This is a genomic window from Bacillus sp. FJAT-27916, assembly GCF_001183965.1.
GTDB lineage: Bacteria > Bacillota > Bacilli > Bacillales > Pradoshiaceae > Pradoshia.
Genome location: NZ_LFZV01000001.1, coordinates 383287 through 407995, shown reverse-complemented (window position 1 = coordinate 407995; position 24709 = coordinate 383287). Strand labels below are relative to the sequence as shown.

At 41.3% G+C, this 24709-nt stretch carries 20 protein-coding genes and 1 tRNA gene; 5 read left to right on the top strand and 16 right to left on the bottom strand.

Going from position 1 to position 24709, the window contains the following annotated elements; translation table 11 throughout:
• Nucleotides 1-5 precede the first annotated feature (5 nt).
• From AC622_RS01875 to AC622_RS01855, 6 genes are all read right to left on the bottom strand, one after another.
• Nucleotides 6-1007 (bottom strand): hypothetical protein, encoded by a 1002-nt coding sequence (locus tag AC622_RS01875; RefSeq protein WP_049669525.1) that lies wholly within the window; start codon nt 1005-1007, stop codon nt 6-8.
• A 2-nt stretch (nt 1008-1009) separates the two neighbouring features.
• Nucleotides 1010-1306 (bottom strand): hypothetical protein, encoded by a 297-nt coding sequence (locus AC622_RS01870; protein WP_049669524.1) that lies wholly within the window; start codon nt 1304-1306, stop codon nt 1010-1012.
• Between the two features lie 51 nt (nt 1307-1357).
• Entirely contained in the window at nt 1358-1531 is a 174-nt protein-coding gene (locus tag AC622_RS20905; RefSeq protein WP_156185535.1) for a hypothetical protein, read from the bottom strand.
• 19 nt (nt 1532-1550) lie between these two features.
• The gene (locus AC622_RS01865; RefSeq protein ID WP_049669523.1) at nt 1551-1790 is read right to left on the bottom strand and encodes a hypothetical protein; all 240 of its coding nucleotides are present in this window, start codon (nt 1788-1790) and stop codon (nt 1551-1553) included.
• Nucleotides 1791-1846: 56 nt separating this feature from the next.
• Nucleotides 1847-2410 (bottom strand): hypothetical protein, encoded by a 564-nt coding sequence (locus AC622_RS01860; RefSeq protein ID WP_156185534.1) that lies wholly within the window; start codon nt 2408-2410, stop codon nt 1847-1849.
• A 1359-nt stretch (nt 2411-3769) separates the two neighbouring features.
• The gene (locus AC622_RS01855) at nt 3770-4345 is read right to left on the bottom strand and encodes a recombinase family protein (RefSeq protein WP_049669521.1); all 576 of its coding nucleotides are present in this window, start codon (nt 4343-4345) and stop codon (nt 3770-3772) included.
• Between the two features lie 571 nt (nt 4346-4916).
• Here AC622_RS01855 and AC622_RS01850 point away from each other — a divergent pair.
• Nucleotides 4917-6734 (top strand): ATP-dependent nuclease, encoded by a 1818-nt coding sequence (locus tag AC622_RS01850; protein WP_049669520.1) that lies wholly within the window; start codon nt 4917-4919, stop codon nt 6732-6734.
• A 616-nt stretch (nt 6735-7350) separates the two neighbouring features.
• On the opposite strand, the gene AC622_RS01845 is transcribed toward AC622_RS01850, so the two are convergent.
• The 10 genes from AC622_RS01845 to AC622_RS01800 all read right to left on the bottom strand — a co-directional run bounded on the left by AC622_RS01845 (nt 7351) and on the right by AC622_RS01800 (nt 17828).
• A complete protein-coding gene (locus AC622_RS01845; protein WP_231589466.1) occupies nt 7351-8283 on the bottom strand; it encodes a tyrosine-type recombinase/integrase in 933 nt (310 codons plus the stop codon).
• A 154-nt stretch (nt 8284-8437) separates the two neighbouring features.
• Complete coding sequence (gene eno, locus AC622_RS01840; RefSeq protein ID WP_049669519.1) at nt 8438-9733, bottom strand: phosphopyruvate hydratase; 1296 nt, start codon at nt 9731-9733, stop codon at nt 8438-8440.
• 61 nt (nt 9734-9794) lie between these two features.
• Nucleotides 9795-11330, bottom strand: coding sequence for a 2,3-bisphosphoglycerate-independent phosphoglycerate mutase (gene gpmI / locus AC622_RS01835; RefSeq protein WP_049669518.1), 1536 nt, complete (start codon nt 11328-11330; stop codon nt 9795-9797).
• Entirely contained in the window at nt 11327-12085 is a 759-nt protein-coding gene (gene tpiA, locus AC622_RS01830; RefSeq protein WP_049669517.1) for a triose-phosphate isomerase, read from the bottom strand. Before tpiA ends, gpmI begins: the two co-directional genes overlap by 4 nt.
• 102 nt (nt 12086-12187) lie before the next feature.
• Nucleotides 12188-13369: a phosphoglycerate kinase gene (locus AC622_RS01825; RefSeq protein WP_049669516.1), complete on the bottom strand. Its 1182-nt coding sequence runs from the start codon at nt 13367-13369 to the stop codon at nt 12188-12190.
• 198 nt (nt 13370-13567) lie between these two features.
• A complete protein-coding gene (gene gap / locus AC622_RS01820) occupies nt 13568-14575 on the bottom strand; it encodes a type I glyceraldehyde-3-phosphate dehydrogenase (RefSeq protein ID WP_049669515.1) in 1008 nt (335 codons plus the stop codon).
• A 53-nt stretch (nt 14576-14628) separates the two neighbouring features.
• Nucleotides 14629-15660, bottom strand: coding sequence for a sugar-binding transcriptional regulator (locus AC622_RS01815; protein WP_049669514.1), 1032 nt, complete (start codon nt 15658-15660; stop codon nt 14629-14631).
• A 156-nt stretch (nt 15661-15816) separates the two neighbouring features.
• Complete coding sequence (locus AC622_RS01810) at nt 15817-16056, bottom strand: glutaredoxin family protein (protein ID WP_231589465.1); 240 nt, start codon at nt 16054-16056, stop codon at nt 15817-15819.
• A 58-nt stretch (nt 16057-16114) separates the two neighbouring features.
• Nucleotides 16115-17395: an RNA polymerase factor sigma-54 gene (rpoN, locus tag AC622_RS01805; protein WP_231589573.1), complete on the bottom strand. Its 1281-nt coding sequence runs from the start codon at nt 17393-17395 to the stop codon at nt 16115-16117.
• Nucleotides 17396-17756: 361 nt separating this feature from the next.
• Nucleotides 17757-17828, bottom strand: a tRNA-Arg gene (locus tag AC622_RS01800).
• Nucleotides 17829-18135: 307 nt separating this feature from the next.
• Here AC622_RS01800 and clpP point away from each other — a divergent pair.
• The 4 genes from clpP to AC622_RS01775 all read left to right on the top strand — a co-directional run.
• Nucleotides 18136-18744 carry an ATP-dependent Clp endopeptidase proteolytic subunit ClpP gene (gene clpP / locus AC622_RS01795; protein ID WP_049669512.1) on the top strand — a complete coding sequence of 203 codons (609 nt, stop codon included), beginning with the start codon at nt 18136-18138 and terminating at the stop codon, nt 18742-18744.
• 341 nt (nt 18745-19085) lie between these two features.
• Nucleotides 19086-20480 (top strand): amino acid permease, encoded by a 1395-nt coding sequence (locus tag AC622_RS01790; RefSeq protein ID WP_049669511.1) that lies wholly within the window; start codon nt 19086-19088, stop codon nt 20478-20480.
• A 186-nt stretch (nt 20481-20666) separates the two neighbouring features.
• Complete coding sequence (locus AC622_RS01785; RefSeq protein ID WP_049669510.1) at nt 20667-23039, top strand: immune inhibitor A domain-containing protein; 2373 nt, start codon at nt 20667-20669, stop codon at nt 23037-23039.
• A 545-nt stretch (nt 23040-23584) separates the two neighbouring features.
• On the top strand, nt 23585-24709 hold a 1125-nt coding region (locus AC622_RS01775), incomplete at its 3' end, for an IS256 family transposase (RefSeq protein ID WP_156185684.1).

The window sequence follows — 24709 nt, the reverse complement described above, 5'->3', positions numbered from 1 at the left end:
CTAATTTAAGCTAGTAATTCGTCCCACTCTTCCTCAGTGATAAATCGTCCTTCCTCAAAAAGCTCATCCACACTTTTAATTTTTAGCGTAAGTTTCTCATATGGTTTGAAACCAAGACGACGTAAAAACTCTTCATTAGTTTCTGGATAAGTTGGATTAGGTGGAGATTGCTTCTTCAGGTCAGTTGAAGGGATAGAGTCACTACCCTGAGGAGTAGGAAGTTTTAAGTCCGCTTTGTCTTGAGGAGTTGGAGTTACTTCTTCCACCTTCTCAATACTCTGTGGTTCTTCCTGTGGTTCTTCCTGTGGTTCTTCCTGTGGTTCTTCACGGGGTTGAGGTTGAGGAGTATCTTTCACTACACTCTCAATCGTCTTAGTAACGTAGCTCTTTACTCCACTTGAGTATTTTGGAGCGTTCTCTTCTAGTCTTTCCATGACTTCTTTCACGACTTCTGGGGATAGCTGCTTCTCTTTCGCCTGATCCATAACTTCAGCTTTAACCTCTTCTTTGGTCGCTGGGGCTTTAACTTCTTTTCTCTTAGAAGCCACTACTCCCTTAGATTGGGCCTCAACGTCAGCAAGTAGCTCCTCAACGTTCCCAGCCCTTACAAGAGCTTGTGAGACTTTGTGAGAGCCAACAATACCATTAAGGAAGACCTTCTCTTCACAAGGCAAGTACAGCATATTAGAGCGTCCGTCTTTCCCGATAGTAGAGACAAGATTGACTGCCTCAAGCTTCTTCAGTGTTCTTCTGAACTTTTGTTTATTCCAGCCTAAATCCTCCATAGCTTTCTCTTCAGTGTATTTACAGTAAATCTTCCCCTCATGGGAGTATCTCTCATAGTTGAGATGAGATAGCTCCCACAAGTCACGAATCAGCGGATATAGGACGTATTCGTTTTCTGTGATTGTTTTATCCTTCAGAAGCTTCAAAAGGTTGCGGGACGTTGGAGCATAGCTTGTTACTGTATCCAATCTGTAGTATCCCAGCTCATTACGCTCTATCATCCTTAAATGCCCCCTTTTATAACTTCAATGTCGGCTAGTACCCGCAAGCAATCCAGTAACAATTGATTTGTATCTATATCAAGATTCTCTTTCGCTCTCTCATAGAACTCAGGAAGCTCTGCTCTAGTTAGTTGAAGGTAGTGAAAACGTTGACCTATAACCTCGGCTCGTCTTTTAACTAGGCGAGAGCTTTGTTTTAGTTCTTCAATTCCACTAGCCTCTTTCTCAATGTCCTTAACCATCTTAAGGACTGTCAGAAACACTTCTTCAAATTTATTCACTTTAATCTTGATATCCATAAATATCGCTCCTATTCTGTTCATGGTTCTGGTGGTTATAAGGGCTAAAAATTACTTCCCAGCCACTAGGCGGGCATGGGCTTCATTAATCAATAACTCCACTAGCTGAGTCCTGTGGAGGGATAGGTTTAAGTCCATTCTGTAGCGTTGCTGTAGCTCACTAGCCTTCTGGATGATTTCAGGCTTTAGAGCCACAGTTGTCTTTTTGTATGTTTTGTTCTCCATAGTGTCTTCCTCCAGTAAATTAAATTCCGTCCTTTTCAGCTTGCTCACTTCTCATATCATTCCATAGCCTCCGAAAACGAGCCTCTTGCTCCTTTCCTTTGAGTGTTTTCAGCGCCCCTGAGAGCCTGTCTATCTGCTCTAGTCTGTACAACTCAAGCTCCACTCTGTCGGCATATTTAACGTAAAGCTCAGCGTCATATTTCTTCATCTCATAAAGACAGTCAAACAGTCGGCTTTTGTAATCAAAATTTAAATCCATTAATCTCTCATCCTTTCTTTCAAGTAATAAAAAAGAAGTAGCTCCTAAGAGCCACCTCACATTTTAAATTTTTGTTTCAATGAGATATCCATCATGCCTTCTAGCTTATCCATTGGATAAAGTTCAAGCTGTTGATCCACGAAAGACTTTGAATAGCCGAGCTTCTTCCCTTTCTCATGGATTCCAGATAGTTGGTCGAAAGATTCAAGCTTCATGTTGAAAGCTCTTGAGACCAGTTCCTCGTCAATTTCATAATTAGTGAAGCCTGACTCCAAACGCCCGTACACGCCACGCTCCAAAGTGTAAAGCTCACTCCTTTGTTGGTGGGATAGCTGTTCTAGGTCTTTGACTACCTCAGCGTCAACTACTTTAGAGAACCCGTCCGTACTAAAAATGATAGGGACACCATCCACAACACGTAGCTCACGGACATTAGCGTTTTCGCCAAATTTTGCAATTCTTTCAGCTCGTCTTCTTTCGTCTTCAGCTTTTATATACTCCTCATACTCCAATCTGAGCTGGGCTTCCTCTTTTTGAAGCTTCTCTTCCAAAGCCTTCATTTCTTTTCTTTTCTTTTCTTGAGTAAATTGGTAGAAACTCATGTTATACATTTTTTGCATTTCTCCTTTATAGTTATTTAGGATAATTTTTATTCTCACTATTCAAAAAGAGAAGAGTGGACTCAACCACTCAACTCAAAAAGAATAAGAGAAATAGCAATAAGCCAGGAGGTAATATTACACGGCTTATCGAACCTCTGAGGGAGACTACCTCAGAGGCTCTGAAGCCTCATAATAGCCACAAACCCTGAACAAAATAAGAAGCCTATCTCTGTATGTTGGCTCTAATACAGTGATAGTAGTTAGAAGCTCTTTCAAGCTTCAGGAAACTCTTAAGTATATTAAGAACTTCATGAAACTTAAGAGGCGGAATAGAGGAGGGGAGGTTCAATACCCCTCTACTATATAGTTCCGAGTTCACTATGCTCTGGTCACACAAAATATAAGAATTTATAAAAAAAAATTTATTTAGCCGATAGGGTGGTAATAGTGGATAGGGGGATATTAGCGGGTAGTTACTTCAGCGAAGCTGAAATCTTTTTTTCTTTAAAGATTGTTTTCTAAAACACTTCTCGTTCACTACGTTCACTCGAAATCTCTTAAAAGATATTCCAGCGGATACTGATCCATGAGAAAGAATGTTTACCCCTACATAAACACACCTTCCCTACGGACTTTATAGATACTAGTTGGACTAGTGACCTGTTCCGCTGTATTGAGTTTTTAGTGAGCCAAAGAAGTGTTTTAGGGAAACATATCTTTAGTGCTTACATTGTATAGTTCCAGCTATGAAGCACGTTTGTAACACTATTAGAGGAACTTTTTTAAATAACTTTCAGGACAGCAGGAGAGAGCGAGGGAGGAGCTGAGCGAGGCGGGGCGTATCTCTCCTTTATCTTTTCTAATAAAGGAATACCCGAGGATTGATAAGGGGATAGAGGTAATTTATATACTTATAGAGTAAATAGCCGAAATCTAGCCTTTATATATCTATCCTCTTAACGGCTATTTATTTTAAATATATAGATATTCTTATTAACGGATATCCGTGAGCTTTAGCGAACGGAAGATATCAATCAATATATGTTGGTTAACTCTGTTGGCTATATGTTGGATAGAGTATCATTTTTGATACCTATAAAGTATCAAATTTGATACCTATATAAGTATCATTTTTGATACCTATTAAGATTGAGGCTTATCGCCAGCTCTCTCAGCCCCCTTTTCGGCTATAGGGACTCCAGAGTATAAGTATCAAATTTAATACCTGCCCGTCCTAACCCTCCTCAATTTTAAGGTGTCACCAAAATTGGTGATACCCCCTCGCCTTAACCTTTTGGACACACAAAAAGCTCCATACCATAAGTATCAAAAACGATACCTATAATATGGAGCTAGGATTACGGGCGGAGACCTCTCTCATTTCATCTCTCCCTCTCGATATTTCTTCAGATGGCGTTTAAAGGTTGCTAAACTCACTCCAGCCATCTCAGCTGCTCGGGGCTGTGAGATAGTCCCTTTCTCTACTTCTTCTATCCAATGGCGTACTACTGGAGAGAGCTTCGTCTTTTTCGGCTGTCCAAACTGAACACCCTTCTTCTTAGCTTTCTCTCTTCCTTCGTTGGTACGTTCTAATATTCTATTTCTCTCAAATTCGGCGAAAGCGGAGAACATAGTGAAGACTAATTTACCAGCGGGAGTGTTATCCACAGTTCCTATATCGCCAAAAACCACAGTAATATTCTTATCCACAAGTTGCTCTAAGACTGTCAGAGCGTCCTTAGTGTTTCTTGCTAGTCTGTCCATTTTGGAAACGTGAAGAATGTCTCCTTCCCTTACAAAGTCAATACACTCTTGAAGAGCCTTTCTCTCCTCCATTTCTGATCCTGAACGTTTCTCTCCAAATACCTTTTTAACTCCCTTATACTCCATATAGCTCTCTTGAGTGGCTAAATCCTGACCTACTGTACTTACTCTTATGTATCCTACTTCCATGATTGTCTCCTCCTGCTGTGGTTATTTTCTCGGGTACTATTTTAGAAATATGTATTTCTTGCCTATACGTCATGCCAGAAGCCAAATTTAAAGCACCCCCTCCCCTCATTGTCGACCGAGTGAGAAGGTCTGTTAAGCTGTCTTTATTGGTCTCTGGTTATTCTTCTATGTGATTGGTTCTTTAATCTTCTTCTTAAAGCTCTTACATTAAATGAGCTGATTAAATGAGCCTGTTATAACCCTTATTCTATGCGGCTACACAAACAGTGTCAACTACTTATGAGACCTGAGCCTGTTTTTCTATACTATAACAGCATGTTGGTTAATAGGGGCTGAAACCTTTACAGCAGTTCAAATAAAGCTTATCAGCAGGCTATAATGGACTTTAATAGAGTAATATAGCTGAGTCTGTTTCCCACAGATTGATAGTAAGCTAGAGAATAATTGGAAAAAACGACCATTTTATCCTAGATACAGGAATTTTAGTATGATACAATTGCATTATAAAAAGGAAAAAAATGTAATTGCACGAACGCCATATGGTATAAAACTATACTTGGAGGTTTTATGTATGAGTAGTATTAGAATTAAATGGATTGAAATTGAAAACTATCGATCCTTTGGTGAAAGGAAGTTTATTTCATTCCCATCAGAAGACTACAAAAAGCCTGTTGCCATTGTAGGGTACAATAACGCCGGAAAGACCAATGTACTTAACGCTATACTATATGGAATAACTGAAAAATATGTCGCAAAAGATACTTTCACCAGAGACGATTTTCACAATAGAGATTTTAATAATATTCCAAGCATCGTTGCAGAAATGGAAACTAGTGTAGAAAAAAAGGTTGAAAAGGGTAAGTATGCAAATTTAACTGGGTTTAATTTTTTAAATATTACTTTAGATGGTACTGAAATAGAAAGTGCTACAATGAGTCCCTATAAAGACGCTAACCAAAGAGTAAGAAATTATGATGCATATGGAGCCTCAAAATACTTTAAGATTTTTTATATTAACTTTCACGAAATAAAAAAAGAAATCTCTACTAAAAAAACAAGTTGGGGCAATCTTACCTCATTTCTTGCTAAACATATAAAAAGTCTAGTCGACTCAGATAAAGAAATGCATAAGAAGAAAAATACATTTAATGATTCAATAAAGGGATCCACAGAGGAAATACTACAAGATTCACAACTAAATGATTTTATAAAAAAAATACAATTAAATTATTCAAAGAATCTTAGAGATAATAATTGCAATATTGAGTTTGGGTTACCAGAATATGAAGATATTTTCTTAGAAATGATGTTCAAGATTGGATTGAATGGTGATGCTTCTAATTTGGTACCAATAGAGCAATTTGGTGATGGTTATATATCAATGTTTGTAATGGCTGTAATTCAAGCAATTGCTGAAACTAACGATGAAGATAGATGCCTTTTTTTATTTGAAGAACCGGAGAGTTTTTTGCATGAAAATCATCAAGAATACTTCTATAAAGTTGTATTATGTGGATTGGCAGAGAAGGGACATCAGGTTATTTATACCACCCACTCCGATAAAATGGTCGATATTTTTGATACACAAGGTCTTATCAGATTAGAATTTGATGAAAGTAAAAAGCAAACGGAAATTAAATATAATAAATCTTCTGATGAGTTCCTATCAAAGATAATGGCGACCGAGGAAGAGGGAGAATTATTAAACAAATTTAGAGACTACAATAATTACATCAAGATAATCGAACCGAATTTAAATAAAATAATTTTCAGTAGAAAGGTATTACTTGTTGAAGGTCCAAATGACATGATGGTTTATAAAGAAATTATTAGAAAAAAAGTATTGGACAAAACAAAGAATTCTAGCTTCGCTGACGCCTACCTCAATTTCAATAATATCGCTATACTTCCGCATCATGGAAAAATCACTGCATTAGTTCTTGTTAAATTATGTAAACACTTAGGTCTAGATTTTTATCTAATTAATGATTTCGATTTTAGTAAGGATTTCACAGGGAAACTGTATTTTGCGAATATAGATGATTTAAAAGGTAGCGATTTTTACAGAAATGAAATTGCCCATATTGAAGCCTTTAACTTAAAAGGCGAAGCATTAAGTGACCGAACAAAAAAAGCTATGGTTACAACTAATTGGAAATTAATAAATGAGGCTAATAACGACCAAATTCATTTTAATATACCTAAATTAGAAGCCTTAATTGGTTATACAAAAAATGATAAGGATAGCAATGGTATCTGGGAGGCAATAAGCAAACTAGATACTTTTGATGAAAAATTAGTACCTAATACCTTAATTGAGTTTTTAGAAATAGATAAATTAAAATCCATTTATGAGGCTTCACAGTCTGATCCATTATCTCTTCATTGATTTTGTTACCCAGTACCTTCAACAATCATATATCTTTATACAATTTTCTTGACTTTCAAGGTCTTCCATTCACTGAATGGGAGTGAAATGGACTTAAGCAATTGGACATAGTTAGTCCCTGATTTCAGGAAAAACAAAAAAATGCTTTTCGAGAAAACAGGGAATAACTAAGGTACTGAACGGTCGTTCATGGTTGAAGTTTCTTGTATCATCCTTACTCAGTTATTGCTTTCCAGCAACGAATAACTCATTTATATTCTGCCCTAAATGTCTTTGTCGTTATTCGCTCCAGCCTCCGAAAAGGCTCAGAATACCTCCTACACTGTTACGGTCGCAATCACCTACAAACGCCCGCCTTGAGTAAGGGAAAGGCTGAGAATTGAATCTCAGGGCGTAGGAGTGTTGTTTTCTGCATTGGGTACACTGAACCCTGACCAGTTTGAGAAGTTAATGGGCAACCTTCCCTCACCCGACCTAAAAAAGACAATAGGAAACTAGACCTCTTGAGCCTATTTTTCAAAAATGGTAAAATAGACAAGAAGCTGATGAGGATTTCTTATTCAGTTTTACTTCAATAATGTTTTTAGTCTCCAGTTGCAGCTGGGGACTTTTTCTTTTATCTACGCCTCTTTACAAAACCAATTGGACTCTTTGTTGAAGCCGTCTCAATTATGTGATCCGTTTGGAGTCCCTGAAGATACCTATTTGTGATAGATATATTTTCATGACCCGCTATTTTTGAAACACTGTACACATCCATACCTTGTCTCAGAAAAGATTGGATTGCATAGTGTCGGAACGTATGAGGACTACACCTAATTTGTTCTCTGACTCTCGCCTTCTTTCCGGCTTCTCTTACCACATATTCCACCATGACAGTTGTGAGAGGTTTCCCACTCCTACTTAGAAAAAAGTTATTATACTGGGTCTCGATTCTTTGGAAATATTTATTCCGTATTCGCTGATAACGGAATATCAACTTCTTTAATTGCGGGCTGATAGGGACAAACCTCCACTTACGACCTTTCCCCAATATTTTGATTACACTATCCTCAATTTGATTCGTTTCGAGGTTAATCAACTCGCTAAGTCTTATCCCTGTATCAATGAAGAAAGCAATAATGAGCTTATTTCTGGCTTCAAGATAGGTTTTAAATGTGAATACATTCAAGAGTCGGCTTACCTCTTCATCTGTGAAAGTGTGGATAACTACTTTTTCCTCTCTCAGGAGCTTAATCTTTTTCATTGGGCTTGAAGAGATATATTCCTCTTTGACAAGATAATTGAAATAGGCTCTGTTCGACTTGATGATTGCGTTTATATAACTTGCTTTGAAGCCTTTTTCTTGTAAGTGATGAATGAACTCTTTCAAGTGAATTACTTTAAGACCATCAAAAGATTGAACCTTTTTTTCATCTTTCAAAAACTCAATTAAGAGTCTTGTGTTATAGAAATATGTCTCTTCAGTTCGTTTAGAGTAGTTCTGGGTTCGCATATCATAAATGAACTCTTCCAGAAGATCCATAAGCAAAAATTCGTCATAACGCAAAAAAGAACGCCTCCTTCCTTTTATTCAAAGGAAGAAAGCGTTCCGAAAGTGTACGACATAGTTTATCAAGTTTTTAACTGATTAAATCAAGCTATACACCTTTCTGTATGACTAAATACATACAATAACTTAGTAATGGCGTCCCATTATTAAATTATTTTTTAAGGTTGTAGAAAGATGCAAGACCTTTGTATTCAGCTAAATCGCCAAGCTCGTCTTCGATGCGAAGAAGTTGGTTGTATTTCGCGATACGGTCTGTACGGCTCATAGAACCAGTTTTGATTTGGCCAGCGTTTGTTGCAACAGCGATGTCCGCGATTGTGGAATCTTCTGTTTCACCAGAACGGTGAGATACAACAGCTGTGTAGCCAGCGCGTTTAGCCATTTCGATTGCATCGAATGTTTCAGTCAATGTACCGATTTGGTTAACTTTGATAAGGATAGAGTTAGCAATGCCTTTCTCGATACCTTCAGCAAGCTTTTTAGTGTTAGTTACGAACAAGTCGTCACCTACTAATTGTACGCGATCGCCGATGCGCTCAGTTAGCAATTTGTGACCTTCCCAGTCGTTTTCGTCTAAACCATCTTCGATAGAGATGATTGGGAATTCGTTGATTAATTCTTCATAGAAGTTAACCATGTCTTCAGAAGAAAGACCAGTGCGGCCTTCGCCTGCTAGATCGTATTTCTTCGTTTCTTTGTTGAAGAACTCAGAAGATGCAACGTCCATTGCAAGGTATACGTCTTTACCAGCTTCGTAGCCAGCTTTAGTGATTGCTTCGATGATTACTTCAAGAGCTTCACGGTTAGAACCAAGGTTTGGAGCAAATCCGCCTTCGTCACCTACAGCAGTGTTCAAGCCTTTACCGTGAAGAACGTTTTTCAAGCTGTGGAATACTTCAGCACCCATGCGGATAGCTTCTTTGAAAGTAGGAGCTCCAACAGGCATGATCATGAATTCTTGGAAGTCAACGTTGTTATCAGCGTGAGAACCACCGTTGATGATGTTCATCATTGGAGTTGGAAGCTGTTTCGTGTTGAATCCGCCAAGGTAACGGTATAAAGGAATGTTTAGGAAGTCAGCAGCAGCGATTGCAGCAGCCATGGAAACGCCTAGGATTGCGTTTGCACCTAATTTACCTTTGTTTTCAGTTCCGTCAAGCTCGATCATTGCTTTATCGATGCCAGCTTGGTCAAGAACGTGCATGCCGATGATTTCTTCAGCGATGATGTTGTTTACATTGTCAACTGCTTTTTGAACACCTTTTCCAAGGTAGCGGCTCTTGTCGCCATCGCGAAGCTCAACTGCTTCGTATTCACCAGTAGAAGCACCAGATGGTACTAACGCGCGTCCGAATGCGCCAGATTCTGTTTCGATTTCTACTTCAACTGTTGGGTTACCGCGGGAGTCAAGGACTTCGCGTGCATATACGTCAATAATGATTGGCATTGTATAATTCTCTCCTTTTAAATCAAAGAATGTTTTATTCATCATTAGTTTGCACAAATGATTATTTCTTAATTAATGATTTTCCAGTCATTTCTTTCGGTTGTTGTACGTGAAGAAGATCAAGCATAGTTGGAGCTAAGTCTCCAAGAATACCGCCCTCACGAAGTTCAACGTCTTTGTCTGTTACGATAACAGGAACTGGGTTTGTTGTATGAGCAGTCATTGGGTGGCCATCAGGAGTGATGACTTCATCCGCATTACCGTGGTCAGCTGTAATGATGGCTTTTCCGCCCATAGACAAGATTTTATCCACGATTTTGCCTAGGCACTCATCAACGGTTTCAACTGCTTTGATTGTCGGCTCAAGCATACCAGAGTGACCTACCATGTCTGGATTAGCAAAGTTCAGGATGATGGCATGATGATTGTCTTCTTCCAATTCCTTCATAAGTGCGTCTGTTACTTCATACGCGCTCATTTCCGGTTTAAGGTCATAAGTAGCAACCTTTGGAGAATTGATCAAGATGCGTTTTTCGCCAGGGAATTCCGCTTCACGCCCGCCGCTCATAAAGAACGTTACGTGAGGGTATTTCTCTGTTTCAGCAATACGCAATTGCTTCAAGTTGTTTTGAGACAACACTTCACCAAGTGTGTTATCAAGGTTTGTCGGCTTGAATGCCACATATCCTTGAACCGTTTCACTGAAGTGCGTCAAGCAAACGAAGTACAAGTTTTTCGGGAATCCTGGTCCACGGTCAAATGAACGGAAGTCCTCGTTTGTAAATACGTTTGAGATTTGGATAGCTCGGTCTGGACGGAAATTGAAGAAGATAACGGAATCATTATCTTGAATTTTCGCCACAGGCTGTCCATCTTCCTTTGTAATAACAGAAGGAAGAACGAACTCGTCAAAGATTCCATTGTTATAGGAGTCTTCTACGACTTCCATTGCAGAAGAGTAAGCAGGTCCATCTCCGTAAGTCATGGAACGGTAAGATTTCTCTACACGATCCCAGCGTTTGTCGCGGTCCATGGAATAGTAGCGTCCAGAGATTGTCGCAAACTGACCAACGCCTGTTTCCTTGAATACTTCTTCTGTTTGTCTAATGTATTTTTCAGCAGTCTTAGGACCGACATCGCGGCCGTCTAAAATGCCGTGTACATAAACGTTTTTGAAGTTTTCTTTTGCACAAAGACGAAGCAATGCGAAAAGATGGTCGATGTGGCTATGTACGCCGCCATCGGATAGTAAGCCCATAAGGTGAAGGGCTGTGTTATGCTCTTTCGCGTGGTTAATTGCACCAAGGAAGGTATCGTTCTTTTCAAATTCGCCTTCACGGATTGCTAAGTTCACACGTGTTAAGCTTTGGTACACAATACGGCCGGCGCCAATGTTTAAGTGGCCAACCTCAGAGTTACCCATTTGGCCTTCAGGAAGACCAACGGCTTCTCCGCTTGCCGTTAAATAATTGTGTGGGAATTCTGCCCAAAAGCGGTCAAAGTTCGGTTTCTTTGCTTGTGCAACAGCATTACCTTGTTCTGTGTCACGTGCTCCGAAACCATCTAGGATGATTAACGCAACTGGTTTTTTGCTCATTTAGAAACAGCCTCCAATAAACCTAAGAAAGAAGCTGGTTGAAGGCTTGCGCCGCCAACTAATGCACCATCAATGTTCTCTTCTGCAAGATATTCTTTGATGTTCTCAGGTTTTACGCTTCCGCCGTATTGGATGCGAACCGCAGCCGCAACGTCAGCGTTGAAGCTTTCTGCAACTGTTTGACGGATATGGCCGCAAACTTCATCTGCATCTTGTGCTGTAGAAGATTTGCCTGTGCCGATAGCCCAGATTGGCTCATAAGCGATAACAGCTTGTTTAGCTTGCTCGTCTGTAAGACCAGCGAACGCCTTTTTGATTTGGTCTGCAACCAAGTCTTTTGTTTTGCCTGCTTCACGCTCTTCAAGCGTTTCACCGCAGCAAACGATTGGCGTTAGGTTATGTTTGAACGCAGCCAATGTTTTCTTGTTAACAGATTCGTCTGTTTCATTGAACATTTCTCTGCGCTCAGAGTGACCTAGGATTACGTATTGTACGCCTAAGTCTGCAAGTGCAACAGGGCTTACTTCGCCTGTGAAAGCACCGTTCTCTTCAAAGTGCATGTTTTGTGCACCTACAGCAACGTTTGTCCCTTTAGTCGCTTCAACAAGCTGACCAAGGAATGGAGCCGGGCTGCAGACAACAGTATCAACTGCATCATTTGAAGGAACAACATTTTTAACTTCTTCCACGAAGCTGATCGCTTCAGAAAGAGTTTTATTCATTTTCCAGTTACCAGCGATAATTGGTTTACGCAATTTAAAACATCCTTCCTCTTTTTCAGAAATGCCTATTCGTCTGTATTTTACCAGGGCCCTTGGCAAAATACACCCTGTATAGGAAATTTCCTGAGAGTATTCTTATTTATCGTTTAAAGCAACTACGCCAGGAAGCTCTTTGCCTTCGATGAACTCAAGGGAAGCTCCGCCGCCTGTAGAGATGTGGGACATCTTATCAGCAAGGTGGAATTTCTCAGCAGCCGCTGCAGAGTCTCCTCCGCCAACTACGCTGAACGCATCGGAATTAGCTAGCGCTTCTGCTACACCTTTTGTACCGTTAGCGAATTTATCAAATTCAAATACGCCCATAGGTCCGTTCCAGATGACTAATTTAGAGTTTTTGATGACATCTGCATACAATTCAACTGTTTTCGGTCCAATATCAAGGGACATCCAGTCAGCTGGGATTGCATCGATATCAACGATTTTAGATTCTACGTTTTCGCCGAATTCAGGAGCGATAACCGCATCGATTGGCATGTAGAATTTAACACCTTTTTCTTCAGCTTTTTGCATGAAGGATTTAGCTAAGTCGATTTTGTCTTCTTCTAAGAGGGAAGTACCGATTTCGTAGCCTTTAGCTTTGATGAATGTGTAAGCTAAACCACCGCCGATGATCAAGTTATCCACTTTATCAAGAAGGTTTTCGATTACGCCGATTTTATCTTTAACTTTCGCTCCGCCGATGATAGCTGTGAATGGACGTTCTGGGTTAGACATTGCTTTGCCAAGTACATCCAATTCTTTTTGCATAAGGAAACCGGAAACAGCAGGAATGTGTTTTGCGATTCCTTCAGTAGAAGCGTGTGCACGGTGAGCGGCACCGAATGCATCGTTAACGAAGATATCTGCTAAGGAAGCAAATTCTTTTGCTAGTTCAGGATCGTTTTTCTCTTCACCTGGGTAGAAACGAACGTTTTCAAGCAATAGAACATCGCCATCGTTCATTTTTTCGATTTGAGCTTTTACAGCGTCGCCATAAGCTTCGTCTGCTTTTCCTACTTCTTTGCCAAGAAGCTCGCTCAATTTAATCGCTACAGGAGTTAAGCGAAGCTCTTCCTTCACTTCACCCTTTGGACGGCCCATGTGGCTTGCAAGGATAACTTTCGCACCTTGTTCCATTAGGTATTGGATTGTTGGAAGTGCTGCACGGATACGCGTATCATCCGTGATTGTACCGTTTTGCATCGGAACGTTAAAATCTACACGGCAAAATACTTTTTTGCCTTTTACATCAATGTCTTTAATTGATTTTTTGTTCACTGTAGGAACCTCCTTAAAATCAAAACAATGTGCTTAGAAACAGTTTCTGCCCTGAACTGTCCAAGCTTCATTCACCTTAAACCTCTGCCCAAAGCTTAATCCTGAATGAAAACAAAAAAACAAGGGAAAGGGGAATCTTCCCCTTCCCCCTCAAGTTGACAATTATATTAATTGCTCAGACATCCAAAAGGATTCGAATTAAAGACCTTTTTTAGCGATGTAAGCTGCAAGGTCTACTACACGGTTAGAGTAGCCAGTTTCGTTATCGTACCAAGAAAGTACTTTAACCATGTTGCCATCCATAACCATAGTAGAAAGTGCATCGATAGTAGAAGATTGAGTAGTTCCGTTGTAGTCACGAGATACTAATGGAAGCTCGCTGTACTCAAGAATACCTTTCAATTCGCCTTCAGCAGCAGCTTTCAAAGCAGCGTTTACTTCTTCAGCTGTAACTTCTTTTTCAAGTTCTGCAACAAGGTCAACTACAGAAACGTTTGGAGTTGGTACACGCATAGCCATACCGTTCAATTTACCTTTAAGTTCAGGCAATACAAGCGCAACAGCTTTAGCAGCACCAGTAGTTGTTGGGATCATGCTTTCAGCAGCAGCACGCGCACGACGGTAGTCTTTGTGCGGCAAGTCAAGGATTTGTTGGTCATTTGTGTAAGAGTGAACTGTTGTCATCATACCGCGTTTGATACCGAATTTGTCATTCAATACTTTAGCGAATGGAGCCAAGCAGTTAGTTGTGCAAGATGCGTTAGAGATTACATCGTGGTTAGCCGCATCGTATTTATCTTCGTTAACACCCATAACGATTGTGATATCTTCGTCAGATGCAGGTGCAGAGATGATAACTTTTTTAGCGCCAGCTTCGATGTGTTTCGCAGCGTCAGCACGTTTTGTGAAACGGCCAGTAGATTCAACAACGATATCTACGCCAAGATCTCCCCAACCAAGTTGAGCTGGATCTCTTTCAGCAAGAACTTTAACGCGGTGTCCGCCAACTACTAGGTAGTCGCCGTCAACTGTTACTTTTTCTTCTAAAGTTCCGTGTACGGAATCATATTGTAAAAGGTGTGCAAGCATTTTTGCATCAGTTAAATCGTTTACTGCTACGATTTCAACCTCAGGGTTTTTCAACGCTGCACGGAATACGTTACGTCCAATTCTACCAAAACCATTAATACCTAATTTTACTGCCATTAGAAGGTTCCTCCTTTTGGAATCTTAGTAAATAATTTTTATTCAAAAGGGTGTTAGCCCTTAAGTAACTGAATTGCTGCACCTTCATCCGTAATTAAAATCGGTTTCTTCGGTGCCATTTTGATGTAGGCTTTGATGGCCTTTGCCTTTGAAGCTCCCCCGGCAACCGCGATGACATGCTCGATATTCGGCAGATCATCTAATTGCAGTCCAATGGTACGGACTTTCTGAATTATGTTTCCATCTTCATCGTAATAATATCCAAACGCTTCGCCAATTGCCTGATTTTTTTCAAGCTCATTGAGCTCACCAGCGGATACTTTCCTTCGTTCAGCCATGGTTTTCGCTTCGCCAATCCCATGGAGGACAATATTAGAGGATTTCAACAAATCCAGCACTTCCCCAATTGCAGGTTCACTCGTTAATGTGTTGTAGGCTGCTTCGCTTAGATTATCTGGAACATACAAAACACGATAACGGGCATTCATCTTCTCAGCCATTTGTTCACAGACTGTATTAGCCTGATAGCTGGCCCCCTTACCGAGTCCTCCTCTTGCAGGAACAAAGAGTATATCCTCGACATTTGGGAGTTCCGAAACATTCGGCAGCATCTTACCGATAGCGGCCATCGTTGTTCCACCTGTTACGGCAATGATATTTTTACCCGTAAGCAGACTTTTCATACGCGCAGCTCCTGCACGTCCCAATTCATCAATAACCCATGGAGAAGTATCGCTGTCTCCATTGACAATGATGACTTTGTCGATATCCAATTTTTCCTGTAGAAGGTGCTCCATTTCGTCTATACCCGAAAGTTGCCGTATTACACCACCAAGGTTATCCAATACTTCCTGCCCTTCATTCGTTACTGTCATTCCGGAGCTTGCGATATCAATCAATTTCTGCTCCTTCAAGAACTCCACTTCACTCCGCAAAGTTCTTTCCGTAATGTTCAGTGTTAAGGAAAGGCTTCTTCTGCCGACTGGCTGCATTGTGCGAATCGACCGCAGAATATTGTATCGTTTTTGCATGACCTCGAATATATCGGGAATTAACTTTTTTTGTAAATGGAGAGATCCATCCATATAAATTCAAACTCCTTTAATATAATCCTTGGTCATTTTATGTCCAGGTGAGACATTTTGTGTCCCTGTTTATGTAAAAAAAATAACTCCTGATGTACCTATATATTATCAGGAGTTTTCTTGAAATACAATAGATTAAATTGTGAACTTATGAAATCATGCCAATACATGGCGAACATCATCGATATCGATTTTTCCATATTGTATGATTTCCCCGTCAACTTCTACGACTGGAATCATCAAACCATATTGCTCGAGCAACCGATCATTCGCATAAATGTCCACTTCCAGCAGGGTAAACGTCTTCTCGCGCTGCAGTAATTTCAATAAGTCTTTTGCCTCCTCACAAAGAGGACAATCCTTCTTCGTATAAAAATGAACGATAGGAACTCTCACAATACTAACCACCTGTCTCTTAATAAATGTAGTTTTCTATATACCCCGAATATTCCTATTAATAACGTCTTCTTTTCGAAGAGGAAGGAATTCTCATTTGTTCCCTATATTTAGCAACCGTTCTTCTTGAAATGACAATGCCCCGGTTTTGTTTCAGCTCGTCGGCAATAGCCTGATCAGACAACGGTGCCTCCTTCTCCTCTAAAGCGATTAAATTCTCGATTTCCTTCTTTACCTTTAAAGCGGATGCATCAGCACTCTGTTCTGTTTGCAGCCCAGCTGAGAAAAACATCCTCATCGGGATGATCCCAAATGGCGTTTCCATCATCTTATCACGAACGGCTCTGCTCACGGTTGACTCATGCATCCCAATAAGCTCAGCAATATCCTTCATCACAAGTGGTTTTATGAAATCCGTTTTGCCTGTGACAAAATACTCAATCTGCTTTTCAATTATGGCATTTGTCACATGAAGAAGTGTTTCATTTCTTTGTTGAATCGCCTTTTGCAGCCACTTATACTCCATCCGTTTCTGATGGATATAACGCATGGCCGCCTCATCCTGCTGCCCCTCAATCCCAATGGCAAATTCCCTTATCCTCACTCGACAAGACTCGACAATCTCTGCTATGAGCTTGCCCTTTGATGGAAAGACCCTTACATCCGGCAGCGTATACTGGGAGCGCTCAGAGCCAAATGCTGCTCCAGGACGCGGATTATAAGCCTGTATTTGATCAAAGATACGCTGAATCTCCACGACTGGCACATCAAGTGTTCTTGATAGCTCCTTCCATCTCTTCTCTACAAATGATGTGAAATAATCTGTCAGCAAAACCTTTAATAAAGCGCTTTCATTTTTATTCCTTCGTGCTTGGATAAGCAGGCATTCACTAAGGCTCTCTGCTCCTACTCCTGCAGGATCTAACGTCTGAAGAATGGTCTTGGCTACTTCCCATTCAGCCTTCTGAACAGGGAAAACCGCATTGACCTCCTCGTAGGTAAGCCTTAAATATCCATTATCATCAATATTATCAATCATATAATTCAGTACTTTTTGCTCTTTGGCATCCATTACCTTAAAAGGAATCTGCCCCTTTAAATAGGCATGTAAGCCAGGACGGTCATCACTGATTTGATTGATCCATGACATATCCCCATGCTTGCGGCCGCTGGGCGGCTCATATCCGCTCTCCACTTCAATCAATGGATTATCGAGTGCCTTGCTCTCCATAAAAGCGGTTAGTTCAATGGCTGGATACTGCAGAAGCATAATTGCCTGGCTCAACTCCGGCGTCATCGCCAGCTTCAAGCTCTGCTGTTGAAACAATCCCATCTCCATCTTCAACAACCTCGCCTCCTGCCTCATAGTACTTACTTTAATAGTAGTGAATGGTATCTATTTGAGCAAGGGAAAGATTGGGGATTTTGGGATAATAAGTTACAAAAGAAATTACCTCTCCACCGGTTGTGTCAATAAAAATTATGGCAGCCTCCATTTAAGACCAGTCCCGAAAATTAGACTGCACTGCATACTCTGGCATCTACCTGAGAAGTTATAAGCGCAGAACACCTCGGTTCCATTATCGTCGACGCGCCCGGATCACCCCATATATTTGTACCTGTCCTACTATCAATATGAGAGAGAAAACAAAAAAGCTCTTCAAGCAATTGCTTGAAGAGCCTCTCTTGCATAACCGGTACGCCCTTGGAGGGAATCGAACCCCCAGCTCAAGAACCGGAATCTTGTGTTTTATCCGTTAAACTACAAGGGCAAAATGTTAGCCTACAAAAATATATTATAATGAACATCAATCGATTTGGCAAGAACAATCATGTGAAGGTTTACAATACTAAAACTTGGGTAAGATGGTTAGCAGGAAACTTTCATGAAATGTTGGCGTGTAGTCTCTTCTCTATTTGAAACTTTCCCATACATAACCCGAGGAAAGACCTAACCCTGCCATGAATTTTTCCGAAAATATCTTCATCATGCGTCTTTTGTTTGACCTTTATTGACCAAAAGGTGTATGATAAAAACACGAAGTGAATATGTTTTAATACATAAAGGAGGAGAAACTAATGAATTTAATCCCTACAGTCATTGAACAAACAAACCGCGGGGAACGTGCTTACGATATTTATTCCCGCTTGCTTAAAGACCGTATTATCATGCTTGGAAGCGCCATCGATGACAATGTGGCTAACTCCATCGTTGCACAGCTTCTATTCCTGGAAACAGAAAACCCGGAAAAAGACATTTACCTATACATTAACAGCCCTGGCGGAAGCATTACAGCTGGTATGGCGATCTATGATACAATGCAGTACATCAAACCGCAAGTCTCCACTATCTGTATCGGTATGGCAGCATCCATGGGTGCTTTCCTTCTTGCTGCTGGTGAGAAAGGCAAACGTTTTGCCCTTCCTAATAGTGAAGTCATGATTCACCAACCGCTTGGAGGAGCGCAAGGCCAAGCGACTGAAATCGAAATCGCCGCTAAACGCATTCTCTTCATGCGTGAGCGCTTAAACCAAATTCTAGCTGAACGTACAGGTCAATCACTTGAAACGATTCAGCGTGATACAGAGCGTGACAACTTCATGACAGCTGACCGCGCCCTTGAATATGGTCTTGTAGACCGCATCATCACTCGCAACGTAACAGACGCTGCCAAGAAAAACGACTAATCAATTTTGATTCTAAGAAGCAGACAGGAAATCTAACCGGATTTCCTGCCTGCTTTTTTTAATGCCTCCGCTCCTCAGTTTACTTCTCTAATAGTTTATCACTTTACCAAAATAAAGATACATGTTAGTATAAACCATACTTACAATCTACCTTTTAAGGAGTGCTGATTATGTTCAAGCAAATATGCCGACATCGACATCATCATAACAGCTGACCCTTATGCTCATATAAATCATGGGCACGGGTCATTTACCCGCGCCCGCATTGGATGATTACCCGTGCGGAAAGATGTCTGCATGGGTTTTTACGTTTACTTTTATACACAGAGGAGAAATACAGCATGAATCAAAAAAATTGGGGTTTTTGGATCTTAACAATGTTCGTCGTTGGAAATATGGTCGGAGGCGGCATCTTCATGCTCCCGGCCAATCTAGCAAAAGTAGCAAGTCCAACAGGAGCCACACTAGCCTGGCTGTTGACAGGGTTCGGAGTGCTGATGATTGCGCTCGTATTCGGAAATCTCGCCATCCGCAAACCGGAATTGAAGACAGGTCCGCAAAGCTATGCACAGGCATTCTTCAAATCACCGAAGGCAGGCAAAATTGCAGGCTATGCGGTTGCTTGGGGATATTGGGCAGCTAACTGGGCAGCGACTGCGTCTGTCATCATATCATTTGCCGGCTATATGTCTACCTTCTTTCCAATCATGGTCAGTGAAAAAATCATCTGGTCAGCAGGTGCATTTACGCTTGAGTTAGGGAAGCTCTTAACATTCGCGGTCTGCTCAATCATGCTTTGGGGTATTCAATACATTCTTGTCCAAAGCTTCAATAGTGCCGGCAGATTGAATTTACTCGCCACCATCACTAAGGTGATTGGTTTCACCTTATTCATTGTCGCAACTATCTTTATCTTTGACTCAGCCAATCTGCTGAACGGCAAAGATTTCATCACGGCTGATGGAACAAGCAGCAACCTGCTCGGACAATTAAACGGAGCTGCGATAGCGACCCTGTGGGCCTTCATTGGCGTTGAAGCAGCCGTTATGCTCTCCAACAGGGCTAAATCACAATCAGATGTTAAAAAAGCCACTATCACAGGCTTGATTATCGCTATTGCCATCTATGTCGGCATCACCTTATTGACAATGGGTGCCCTTTCTCAAGAGGAGCTTCAGCAATCACAAAAGCCGCTTGTTGATGCCCTTCAGGTTGCCATCGGCACGAAGGGAGCCTATATCCTGGCAGGACTTGCCCTCGTTTCCCTTTTCGGTTCAACTGTCGGTTGGATCGTGGTCAGTTCAGAGGTGCCTTATCAGGCAGCAAGGGCTAATCTGTTCCCAGCTGCATTTGCCAAAACAAATAAAAAAGGCAGTCCAGTATTCTCTTTAACGGTGACCAATCTATTAACGCAATTTTTCTTGTTCGCAACCATCTCAGGCACAATCATGGAAGCCTACCAATTTGCGATGGTGGTCGCGACACTAGCATACTTGATTCCCTATTTGGTCTCTGTCATCTATCAGTTGAAACTGGTCATCACAGGTGAAACGTATGAGAATCGGCAGCGTTCACGCAGAATCGACACCATCATCACGGTACTAGCCTTGATTTACTCTCTTTGGGTTATTAAAACAGGCACAGCTGACTTAAAGACCTTCTTCCTAGGCATTGGACTTTTCGGATTAGGGCTTGTCTTATATCCGTTCCTAATGAAAAAGAAACCAACTCGATAAATCTTTATGAAAGGAGCCATCCCCAGATTGGATGGCTCCTTTTTTATTTTAATTAGGTATTTAATCACGATATCTATACTCTTACCAAGAACTATTTCACTATTTTTCGGAAAATTAGAGGAATTATGACAATTAACTTCGAATATTAACATTCTGAATTCAACACAAAAATTAGGGGGAATTGATTTGCGTGCAAAACCATTATTAACTGTCGCCTTTGCTGCCGCCTTGACACTCACTACCTGGGCACCTGGAGCAATGACAAAGCAAGCATTTGCTGACACAGCTGCCTCCAGTGAAAAAACGCACGAGCATGTATCCGGACCATTCGACCGTAGCATCGCCAATGAGGAACGCTTAATTAAGATGCTTAAAAAGGAAGGGTATATCAAGAAAAACGCCTCTAAGAAAGAGGAGCAAGCCCAGCTGGATAAGTACTTGAAAAACAAGGAGAAAAGCCTGAAAAAGGATAACTCCAAAGAATTCGATAAAGAAAGAAAAGCCCTTCAAAAGAAACTGGATAAGAAAAAAGGCAAAGGCTCCAAAGGAAAAGGGAAAGACCCTGACAACAAACCAATCCAGTCTGTAAAAGAGGAAAAATACCGCGGGGATGTACAAGAAGATAAAGTACTAGTCCTAGCCATTGAGTTCCCTGATTATGCCCGTAATAATGTACGTCCAGAGGACTCTGATATGTATTATAAAGATTATCCAAACGAACATTACGAGGATATGGTTTTCGGCGAAAAAGGCTATAAGGGACCAAACGGCGAAAAACTTATCTCTATGAAACAATACTATGAACAGCAATCCGGCGGAAGCTATACCGTTGACGGCGAAGTTGCCGGCTGGTATCAAGCCAAGTATCCTGCTGCCTACTACGGAGGCAACGTTCCAACTCCTGACGGCAGTGACCAAAATCCGCGTGACCTTGTCAAAGAAGCACTTGAAGCAGCGGCGCTGGACCCGAACATTGATTTATCCGAATATGACCAAGAGGACCGCTATGACCTTGATGGCGACGGAAACACACGCGAGCCGGACGGCATGGTTGACCACTTAATGATCATCCACTCTGGTGTCGGTGAAGAAGCTGGCGGCGGAACACTTGGCGGAGATGCTATTTGGTCTCACCGCTGGAACCTAGGAAAAGTATTCCCAATTGAAAACACGGAAACAGACGTAGAATACTGGAATGGCAAAATGGCCGCTTATGATTACACCATCATGCCAATCGACGGAGCAGCCGGCGTATTCGCCCATGAATATGGACATGATCTTGGCCTGCCGGATGAATATGACACGCAATACAGCGGACAAGGCGAGGCTGTTGCTTACTGGTCCATCATGGCAAGCGGTTCTTGGGCAGGTAAGATTCCAGGTACAGAGCCAACCGGATTCAGCCCATATGCTAAAGAATACCTGCAAAGCAAACAAAACAGCAACTGGCTAAAATATGAAGAAATAGACATTGCGGACCTAAACAAAAAGGGCACACAATATTTGCTTGACCAAGCCAATTCAAAGGGCACGAATTTGGATGCCTTGAAAATCAACTTGCCGGATAAACTGACAAAGGTAAATACGCCATACAGCGGACAATACGAGTACTATAGCGGCAAAGGCAATAACCTGGATAATTCCATGTCAACAGCCCTTGATTTGACAGGTAAATCATCCGCTCAATTATCCTTTAAAATCTGGTATCAAATTGAACAGGACTGGGATTACGGCTCCATTCAAGTAAAAGAAAGCGGCAGCAGCACTTGGGAGACCATTCCTGGCAACATCACCACTACAGCAAATCCGAATAACCAAAACCCAGGAAACGGGATTACTGGCACATCAAATGGATGGGTTGACGGAATTTTCGACCTCTCTGCCTATGCCGGTAAGAAAATTGACCTTCGTTTCAACTACTGGACAGATGTCGCAGCCATTGACGTCGGCTACTACGTAGACGATATCGTAATCACAGCTGATGGCACACAAATTTTAGCTGATAATGCAGATGGAGCGAATTCTGCCTTTACCCTTGCAGGATTCAAGAAAGATGAAGGTAAATTCGCAAGCGATCACTACTACCTAGTAGAATGGAGAAACCATAAAGGTGTCGACACTGGACTTGCTAACATTAAACGCGGCAAATCCCTTATGAAATATGACGGCGGCATGGTCGTATGGTATGTCGATGACAGCTATTCTGACAACTGGACAGGTAAACATCCAGGAGAAGGCTATCTAGGAGTCGTGGACGCTGACCAAGGCGCCATCAAATGGAGTGATAACTCAATCGCAGCAACACGCTACCAAATTCACGATGCTGCGTTCCGCTTAACCAAGCCAGACAAAATGTTCATCGATTACACAAGCCTTACTGGCTTAACCATGACAGACAATGACACAAAAGCCTACCCTATCTTCGACGACAGCAAAAACTACCTTAATCCGCATCTTCCTGATGCTGGACGAAACGTCCCGACATACGGTCTCAAGATCGAGGTCGTCAACCAAAGCAAAGACCACTCCGTTGGTAAGATTGTCGTAAAGAAAAATTAATGAAAAAACACCCGGTGCTGATGATGGCACCGGGTGTTTTTCTGCTAGAATGGCTTTCTATATCATCTCAGCAGGCAATAGGTAAAATCAAAATGGCGTAATTCGAGAGGTTTTTGCAGGCAATCCCTTAGAAAAACCGTTAACTTTTTCTTTTTACTCTTCTCGAGCTGCCCGGTCTTCTTTTTTAAATAAATATTTTCAGGATTCCTTAGTTTAAGGGCCATTTTTGCTTGTTTAAGGGCGAAATTGTTGGAGTATGGGCGGAACGGCTGCGGTATGGGCGAAAACTCTAGGTTAAGAGCGATACTGCCAACCAAGAATAGCCTAGGTTAGAAAATCTGATGCTCCCCAGAGGAGGCCTTAATATCAAAACAGCGTAATGAAAGAAATTGTAACAAAAATCCACTTAAAAAATCTTCATTTCCCTTCAAAAATACCATCAGCTGATTAAGTCCATATAATTGTGTAAAAAAAGAGAGTCATTTTATTCACTCTTGGCAACACTGTTTTCAGCTACGAAAAATTAGTGGAAAAGAGGAATATAAATGACTCAGTTACAGTTTAACCTTGATATGGACATTTTAAAAGAATCCGTTATTAATTCTAATCTAGATACTGTCATTAAATCGGCGGTTGTATTGGTCTTAAACGAGTACATGGAGAAAGAGAGAGATGAGTTCATCCAAGCCTCGGCTTATGAGCGCACCAACCAGCGACGTGATTTTCGAAACGGCTACTATGATCGTGAGTTGACGATGAGTATCGGCAAGCTTGAGTTGAGGGTTCCCAGAACTCGAAGTGGTGACTTCTCCCCTACGGTCTTCGAGAAATATGCTCGTTGTGACCAAGCCTTCATCTTATCCATGCTGGAAATGGTGATCAATGGAGTCTCTACCCGTAAGGTGACACATATCATCGAACAGCTTTGCGGTGAAAGTGTCTCTAAATCATTTGTTTCTTCTCTTACTCAAAAGTTGGATCCCGTTGTGAACGAGTGGGCAAATAGACCATTAAATATGGATTATTATCCTTATCTTTTCGTGGATGCCATGTACATTAAAGTGCGGGAAAACCATCGGGTTGTATCAAAAGCTGTCTATATAGCGACAGCTATAACGGAGAAAAACAAAAGGGAAATCCTCGGCTTGAGCATAGATCATGTGGAAAGCTTCGAAAGTTGGTCGAGATTTTTCCAACAGCTTAAATCTCGTGGTCTCCAATCCCCAAAACTCGTGATTTCCGATGCACATCAGGGCTTACAGAAAGCCATCCAGCGTGAGTTCATTGGGACTAGCTGGCAAAGATGTAATGTCCATTTTAAGCGCAACATAATCGAGAAGCTTCCCAAAAAGAATTCGGAAGAAATACGGAGCATGATCAAGCGAGTATTCGGAGCTGTAAAAATAGAGGATAGCCGGCGTTTCAAGGAGGAATTAATGAAGCAATTTAGTGACGAACCTAAGTATGAAAAGGCCCTGGAAATACTTGATGATGGATATGAAGATACCATCCAATACATGAGTCATCCCGCGAAGATGCATCCTCATATCCGCAGTACAAACTCACTGGAACGACTAAATCAGGAAGTCCGCAGAAGAGAAAAGGTCATACGGATTTTTCCAAACACCCAATCTGCGTTTCGGTTAGTGGGAGCTGTTTTGATGCATTAT